Genomic DNA, 8,127 nt, shown 5'->3' with positions numbered 1-8,127 from the left:
CATCGACCTGCAATTCGGCGCCGTCGAGCGGCACACCGGCCGGCACCGGAAAGTAGTACTCGCGGCTCGCCCGCGGCGCATCGAGCACGGCGACGTCACGCACGCCGAGATCGCGCAGTGCGACGGTTCGCGTCGTCACGCTGTTGCCTGCACTGGTCAGCGCCTCGGCAAAACCATCGGCGGATGCGGCGGCGGCTGGAACCGGCGCGAAGCCGCCGGTGGCCGCGAGCGCGCAGCCCAGCAACAAACCGGCGATATGCAGGCAGCGGGAAGCCCCGCTACGGCGAATGCGTGCGAAGCGCTCGGCACGCGAAGCAGAGGTTGAATTCACGATCGTCTGTCAGGAAAGAAGCGGCGGGAGCGGACGTGCTGGATGCGGGCGCTACGCCTCGCCGGCAAATTCGAAGGAAGAGGCGTGCCGGCGCGCGGGCGGATCGGCTGCATCGGTGAGCGTTGCGGGGAAGTCCGCGAAGGGTTTGCCTGTCAGCGCCGCTACGATGCGTTGCGATGCCAAGCCGTCGCCATATGGATTGCACGGAATCGGCCCGGGTGCATCGTCGAGCCGTTCGAGGCAGGCTAGCACGGCATCGCAGATACCCTCACGGCTCGTGCCGACGAGCTGCACCGTACCGGCCTCGACCGCCTCGGGGCGCTCCGTGACGTCACGCATCACGAGCACCGGTTTGCCGAGCGCAGGGGCCTCTTCCTGAATGCCACCCGAGTCGGTCAGGATGATCGACGCGCGCTGCATAAGCCTCACGAAGCTCAGATAGTCGAGCGGCTCGATCAAATGAACGTGCGGCACCTCGCCAAGCGTCGCCTGCACCGGTCCGCGCACGTTGGGATTCAAATGCACCGGATAGACGATCTGCACCTTCCCGCTGCGCGCCAGATGGTTGAGCGCCTCGCAGATACGCGCGAAACCGTCGCCGAAGCTCTCGCGGCGATGTCCGGTAACGAGCAGCACCGGCAAAGCGTCGTCGAGCGGCGGCACGCGCGCGTCGAGTTCGGCACGCAGCGCGGCGTCGCCGTCCAGGCGAGCGGCAATGGCCAGCAGCGCATCGATCACCGTGTTGCCGGTCACCACAATCCGGCCATGCAGGTGTTCGGCTTCGAGATTCGACTTCGAACGCGGGGTCGGCGCGAACATCAGGTCGCTCATGACGTCGACCACGCGACGGTTCATTTCTTCTGGCCACGGCTGCATCAGGTTGCCGGTACGCAGCCCAGCTTCGACGTGCCCGACTGGTATGCGGCGATGGAAGGCGGCCAGCGCCGCCACCGAGGCGGTCGTGGTGTCGCCGTGCACGAGCACGCGGTCCGGCCCCGTGGCGGCAAGCACCTCGTCGAGTGACGTCAGGAGCCGCGCACTCAGGCCATTGAGTGTCTGATTGGCCGTCATCACCGCCAGATCGTAATGCGGCTTGATGCCGAAAAGATCAAGCACCTGACCGAGCATCGATCCGTGCTGGCCAGTCACGCAAACAACTGATTCAACTTCCGCCTCGCGTTCGAGTCGCATGACGAGCGGCGCCATCTTGATGGCTTCCGGTCGCGTGCCAAATATCGACAGAATTCTGGACCCCATAGCGTTGTTGTTACCGTCGTTTTTGTTTTGGTGTCACTAAAAATTAATCGAGCCGGATGCTATATCGACTCCCCCGAAGGGAAAGAATTCTAAGCGGCCTTATCCTAAAAAAGCCAGTGTTTATCGAGCCAAACTGCAAATTATTGATAAATTAATATAAGGAAAATTTAAATTCGCAAAACGCAAACGTTTGGCGATTTTCTGTCCATAGGTGAAACCTGGAAATTCGTGAAAATAGCGGCTTATACAGCGCAAATAATTGCCGCCGGGACGTGCCCGGCGAATAGCGCTATCAGCCGGCAAAAAGACGGCAAGTCGTGCCCCTATTGAGCAGGAAAACTTGACGGGAGAAAGATCAGCAAGAGCACGGGTGTCGACAATAACCGGTTTTATCCCGGCGCCGAACCGCCAACGAAAATGAACGCGCTCCAAAACGGAAACGACACGAATATGACCTCAATCCGGTCGTGTATTGGCGGGAGAGATGAAAAGTTTGTGCCGCATGCGGCATAGATTGCGCGAGCGATTTACAACGGTTCCGAACCCCGCACCGGTCACTCGTCGTCACGCCTCGAATCGGCGAGTCCGAGCACATCGAGGTAGGTCGTCAACGAACGCAGCACGGAGTGGGCGACCAGCACGAAAATGCTGTCATAGTTGCCGCTCACGCAGGCTTCGTCCAGGGCATCGTAGTAGGCGAGCCGGTCCTCTTTCCGGATGATCGCCGGCGGATAACCGGCCTTCATCAACTCGAAGTTCAGAAGCAGCCGACCGGTTCGGCCATTGCCATCCACGAACGGATGAATCCTGACGAACCGCGTATGCAGTTTCGCGGCCCGCTCGACCGGATGCATCGCTCCCGCGCCGTCATACCACGCGATCAACTGCTTCATTTCCGCCGGCAGATGCAGAAAATCGGGCGGCGTCGTGCTGGCGCCCGCGATCACCACGTTCTCCTGGCGATAACGGCCTGCCTCCTTGTCGTCGATCGCCTTGAGCACCAGTGCGTGAATATTCCGGATCTGCCACTCCGAGAGCGTTTCGCTTTTCGCGACGATCTCTTCGACATACAGGATCGCGTCGCGATGATTCATCGCCTCGAAGTGCTCGCGCAACGACTTTCCGCCTACGGTAATACCCTCGAGCACGACCTTGGTTTCGCGCAGTGTGAGCGTATTTCCCTCTATCGCATTCGAGTGATAGGTCCACTCGAGCAGAAGCTTTTCGCGCAGCGACGCGAGCGTGTGGGGCGGCAGCGGGCGTGCCGCATCGAGTTGCGTTTTGCTGGCATCGACCGTTTGCAGCAGCGCCTGTAGTTGGAGAGTCATCACGTTTCCGTGTCGCAAGGAATCGGCACATCGAGGGCAAGCACCCGGGCCTGTGGAAGAGTCGCGTTATTTCTCATTCTCGAGTTGGCGCTCGAGCGCCTCGATGGCCCAGCCAGGACAAGGCCGTGCGCTCGGCGTCCCGGGCTTCGCGAGCCAGGTCCGTACCGTGCGCGGCGAACAGGGCCGTTGCGTCTGCCGGGCAATCAAGGCGGCACTCTCGACCTGCGTGACGCCGGCTTGCTGCAACAGTACGAGATATTTTTCCCGATTGGTCATCGACGTACCGGCATAACAGACGGGCGCGTCGTGCATGATAGGCACATGTGCCTATCATAGCATCGGCTCATCCTCCCTCGGAATCGCACGCGGTTGCCCGCATCACTCCCCCGCCCCAGCCTCTCACCCCACCCGCGCGTAATAAAGATTCTGCGGATGCTTCGCCTCCGCGAAGAAAAACCAGCGCTCGGCAACGAGCCCCGCATACTGCACGAGCGAGGCCGCGGCCAGCAGCCCGAACGACACGTCAATCGAATGCAGGCTCGCGCCGAGCGCGATCAACAGCACTGGCGCAACGAACGCAGCCGCGAGAAAAGCCCATTTAACGCCACGCAACGTCCCCGCCGACTTGCCGTGGAAAAACTCGCGCAGATTGAACGCGCCCGCCGTGAAGCCGCGCGTCACCTGCACGAGCTTCGGGTTGCGAATGCCGGTGGCGCTCTGCACGGTCGACTTCGGCCGCAAGCGCGCATTGCGCACGAGCGAGGCCGAACGGCTCGCGCATCCCGCCAGCGTCAGCAGACACGCGCAGATCGCGAGCCCGGCCGTCAACGCAGGCGCGAGCCATGCGCTGAGCGCCGTCGCGAGCGTGAAGCCCGATGCGCAGCCGAGCAACACGAAGTTGACGAGCGTAAGCGGCGTCGCCCATTCCTGCAGAAAGCGCAGGCAGGCATAGATCATCGCGGTGCAGACGAATAGCGCCACGCTCGCGAGCACGCCGAGCCAGCCGAGCGCAAGCGACCACGGCCAACCAAATGCGTGCGCGACGCCATACAGGCACGCGCACGCGAGAAACGCGGGCAGGCACAGGCATTCGCGCGACAGCCACGAGGTGCGCCACATCGCAATCGCACGCCATGCGCGTTCGGGATGGCCGAGATGGAAGAACGACGCGATCAGTCCGAGGCCGCCCAGCACCACGGCCAATGCCGCGCCGGCGACGTAAAACGCGGTCGCGGCGACCGGTTGCGCAACGAGACCCCACCACGCCGCACTCTCCACGCCGACGAGCGCAATCAGCAAGCCCTGCGCCGCGCCGCTCAAAGTCGTCAGGAATACGACGGAAAATGCCGGATTCATCGTGAGGTCTCGCCGTTGTTCATGCTGTTGTTCAGATGCGCTTCGCCATCGACGCGAGATGCAGTTCGCCGCGTCCGAGCTGCGCTTCGAGTTCCGATGCGAGTTCCGCTTCGGGCGAGGCCGGCACGGGCGTCGAACCGTCGGCCGCCGAGCCGGACGATTTGCACGCGCATGCGTCGCCACCGCAACCGGCGGACGTGGTCGGCACGCGCGGCAAATAATGATTCGCGGGACGCGTGCCCCACTCCGGCATCAACTGATAGCCGCCGCGCTCCCTGATCGCTTGCGACACGACGGACTGCGGATCGTGAATGTCGCCGAAGAGCCGCGCCGAAGTCGGGCACGCGAGCACGCAAGCGGGCTGGCGATCGCGCTCGGAGAGCTTGTCATCGTGAATGCGATCGACGCACAGCGTGCACTTGGTCATCTCCTTGCGCCCTTCGTCGAGCTCGCGCGCGCCGTACGGACACGCCCACGCGCAATACTTGCAGCCGATGCAGCGATCGAAATCGACCAGCACGAGACCATCTTCCTTGCGCTTGTAGCTCGCGCCGGTCGGACACACGGGCACGCACGGCGGGTCCTCGCAATGCAGGCAGGACTTCGGAAAATGGATCATCTCCGTGTCGGGGAAACTGCCCGCCTCGAAACTCTGCACGCGGTTGAAGAACGTACCGGACGGGTCCGCGTCGTAGGGGTTGAAGTCCGCGAGACTGCCCGACTCGCCCGACGTGTTCCACTCCTTGCAGCTCGTCACGCATGCCTGGCAACCCACGCACACGTTCAGGTCGATCACCAGCGCCATCTGGGTCATCGCATGCTCCTTGCCGTTGCTTCCGCCATCGTCATCGTTACTTGCGGCGGGCCGCGCCGCGCAGACGCGCCGCGAATTCGCCACGGCCCGCGAAATAGGTCTGCACGATGCGCGACACGACACCACCGCCGCCCACCGAGCCGGGCAATTCAGGCATCGCGGCGAATTGCGGCAACGTATGCCGCGCGTCGGCTTCGGCGGGATAGATCCGCACACGCACGTCGTACCACGCAGCCTGCCCCGTCACCGGATCGGAGTTCGACAGACGCGCGGCCTGCCCATCGCCGCCGGGCAGTTCGTCGGTAATCAGGTGATTGAGCAGGAAGCCGCGCTGCGATTCGTTCGCGCCGGGGCCGAGATTCCACGCGCCGGCCGCCTTGCCGATCGCGTTCCAGGTCCATACGGTTCCCGGCTCGACGGTTTCGCTGAAGCGCGCCATGCAGCGCACGCGGCCCCATTGCGATTCGACGTAGATCCAGCCGCCATCGGCAATGCCTTGTGCCGACGCCGTTTGCGGATTCACATAAAGATAGTTCTCCCCATGAATCTGCCGTAGCCACGCGTTCTGCGAATCCCACGAGTGATACATCGCCATGGGCCGCTGCGTGAGCGCCGTCAGCGGAAACCGCGCGAGATCGGTCGCGGCGCTTTCGAGCGGCGCATACCAGAACGGCAGCGGATCGAAATAGGTTTCGAGGCGCGCACGCAGATGCTCGGGCGGTTGTCGGCCGCTCGTGCGCCCTTGCGCCGCGAGCCTGAATTTCTGCATCACGTCCGAGTAAAGCTGGATCAGGATCGGCTCGCCGAATTTGCGGAAGCCGTTTTTGACCGCCCAGTCGAGATACGGTCCGTTGCAGTTGCGCATGTACTGCAAGGTCTCGGGCAAGCGGTAATGGAACACGCAGTTGTTCTTCGCGTACTGCTCCCATTGGCGCGGATTCGGCTCGCCCACGAGCGCCTTGTCGCCGTCCTTGCCGCGCCAGCCGATCAGAAAGCCGACGCCGGAATCGGGCGACGTGGTGTGATTGACGATGAAGTCGGGATAGTCGCGAAAGCGCCGCGCGCCGTCCGCCGTGGTGAAAGCCGGAAACTTCAGGCGCGCCGCAAGTTCGATCAGCACTTCCTGAAACGGCTTGCACTCGCCGGTCGGCGGCACGACCGGCACACGCACCGAATCGACGGGACCGTCGAACTCGGAGATCGGCCGGTCGAGCATCGACATCGCGTCATGGCGTTCGAGATAGGTCGTGTCGGGCAGGATCAGATCGGCGAACGCGGTCATCTCCGACTGGAACGCATCGCACACGACGAGAAACGGAATCTTGTACTCGCCGTTCGCGTGCCTGTCGACCAGCATCTCGCGCACCTTCATCGTATTCATCGACGAATTCCACGCCATATTGGCCATGAAGATCATCAGCGTATCGATCGGGTACGGATCGCCGCGCCAGGCGTTGGTGATGACGCTATGCATGACGCCATGCACCGCGAGCGGATACTCCCACGAGAACGCCTTGTCGATGCGCACGGGGCCGCCGTGTTCGTCGACGAACAGATCCTCGGGCGCGGCGGGCCAGCCGAGCGGGCCGGTCGCGAGCGGCGTATTCGGCTTGACCGCGTCGGGACTGTTCGGCGGTTTCGCCGACGGCGGCACCGCGCGCGGAAACGGCGACTTGTGACGAAAGCCGCCGGGCCGGTCGATCGTGCCGAGCAGCGACATCAGCACCGCCAGCGCGCGAATCGACTGGAAGCCGTTCGAATGCGCGGCCAGCCCGCGCATCGCATGAAAGGCAACCGGATTGCCACTGACCGTTTCGTGCGTTTCGCCCCAGGCATCGGTCCAGCGGATCGGCAGCGTGATGCGATGCCGGCGGCTCGTTTCGATCATTTCGCCGGCGAGACGGCGGATCGTTGCCGCCGCGATGCCGGTGATTTCTGCGGCCCACTCCGGCGTGCAAGCGGCGACGCGCTCGCGCAGCAACGCGAACGACGGCGTGACCGGTTTGCCGTCCTCGAGCGTATAGCGGCCGTCGAGCGCGGGCGTGACGCCCGGCGTGTGATGCGGCACCGCGCGCTGCGCGGCCGGGTCCCACCAGAGATGGTTCTGCGGAAACAGCGGATTGCCCACGGGCCGCCGCGGATCGCGCACGAAGAGGCCGAAGTTCTCGCTACCCTCGTCGAGATCGATCAGCTCGGCCGCATTCGTGTAGCGGCGCACGAACTCGTGATCCCACGCGTCGGCGGCGATCAGTTCGTGCAGGAACGCCATGAAGAGCGCGCCGTCGGTGCCGGGCTTGATCGGCACCCACTCGTCGGCAATCGCCGCATAGCCGGTGCGGACCGGATTGATCGCGATGAAGCGGCCGCCCGCGCGCTTGAACTTCGAGAGCGCGATCTTGAGCGGATTCGAATGATGATCCTCGGCCGTGCCGATCATGAAGAACAGCTTCGCGCTGTCGAGATCGGGCCCGCCGAACTCCCAGAACGAGCCGCCTATCGTATAGATCATGCCGGCCGCCATGTTCGCCGAGCAGAAGCCGCCATGCGCCGCATAGTTAGGCGTACCGAACTGCTTGGCGAAGAGACCGGTCAGCGCCTGCATCTGATCGCGGCCTGTGAACAATGCGAACTTCTTCGGATCGGTCGCGCGAATCGCGGCGAGGCGCTTTTCGAGCAGGTCGAACGCGACCTCCCACGAGACCGGCTCGAACTGCGCGCTGCCGCGCTCGGCGCCGGTCTTGCGCAGCAACGGCTGCGTAAGGCGCGCGGGCGAGTACTGCTTCATGATGCCCGAGGCGCCCTTCGCACAGATCACGCCCTGGTTGAGCGGATGCTCGGGATTGCCGTCGATGTAGCGCACCTCGCCATCGCGCAGATGCACGCGAATGCCGCAGCGGCACGCACACATGTAGCAGGTGGTGGTCTTGATGTCGAGCCGTTCGTTCTGCGTGCGGGCGCGATGCTCCATGGGCGATCTCCGGCGCGGTTGCGGATGAGCCGAAGCAGCGGGTCATCCGTGCTGCTCATACTACTCAGGCGGC

The 8,127-nt window shown here is 63.7% G+C and carries 6 protein-coding genes and 1 pseudogene; all 7 read right to left on the bottom strand.

What is annotated here, in order from left to right; translation table 11 throughout:
- Nucleotides 1-331 (bottom strand): annotated as a pseudogene (locus F3J20_RS16835) (hypothetical protein); the annotation flags it as partial.
- Nucleotides 332-382: 51 nt separating this feature from the next.
- The gene (gene wecB / locus F3J20_RS16830; RefSeq protein WP_167283952.1) at nucleotides 383-1,588 is read right to left on the bottom strand and encodes a UDP-N-acetylglucosamine 2-epimerase (non-hydrolyzing); all 1,206 of its coding nucleotides are present in this window, start codon (nucleotides 1,586-1,588) and stop codon (nucleotides 383-385) included.
- Between the two features lie 554 nt (nucleotides 1,589-2,142).
- A complete protein-coding gene (locus F3J20_RS16825; protein WP_345889895.1) occupies nucleotides 2,143-2,895 on the bottom strand; it encodes a Fic family protein in 753 nt (250 codons plus the stop codon).
- Nucleotides 2,896-2,982: 87 nt separating this feature from the next.
- Nucleotides 2,983-3,228 (bottom strand): hypothetical protein, encoded by a 246-nt coding sequence (locus F3J20_RS16820; protein WP_205299318.1) that lies wholly within the window; start codon nucleotides 3,226-3,228, stop codon nucleotides 2,983-2,985.
- Nucleotides 3,229-3,315: 87 nt separating this feature from the next.
- A complete protein-coding gene (locus F3J20_RS16815; protein ID WP_167283950.1) occupies nucleotides 3,316-4,272 on the bottom strand; it encodes a DmsC/YnfH family molybdoenzyme membrane anchor subunit in 957 nt (318 codons plus the stop codon).
- 31 nt (nucleotides 4,273-4,303) lie between these two features.
- On the bottom strand, nucleotides 4,304-5,086 hold the full coding sequence (locus F3J20_RS16810) for a 4Fe-4S dicluster domain-containing protein (RefSeq protein WP_167283949.1): 783 nt from the start codon (nucleotides 5,084-5,086) through the stop codon (nucleotides 4,304-4,306).
- Nucleotides 5,087-5,123: 37 nt separating this feature from the next.
- Entirely contained in the window at nucleotides 5,124-8,054 is a 2,931-nt protein-coding gene (locus tag F3J20_RS16805; RefSeq protein ID WP_167283948.1) for a molybdopterin-dependent oxidoreductase, read from the bottom strand.
- Nucleotides 8,055-8,127: the final 73 nt, after the last annotated feature.

The organism is Paraburkholderia sp. Cy-641 (assembly GCF_011752945.1).
GTDB lineage: Bacteria > Pseudomonadota > Gammaproteobacteria > Burkholderiales > Burkholderiaceae > Paraburkholderia.
This window is presented reverse-complemented; position numbering and strand designations above follow the sequence as displayed.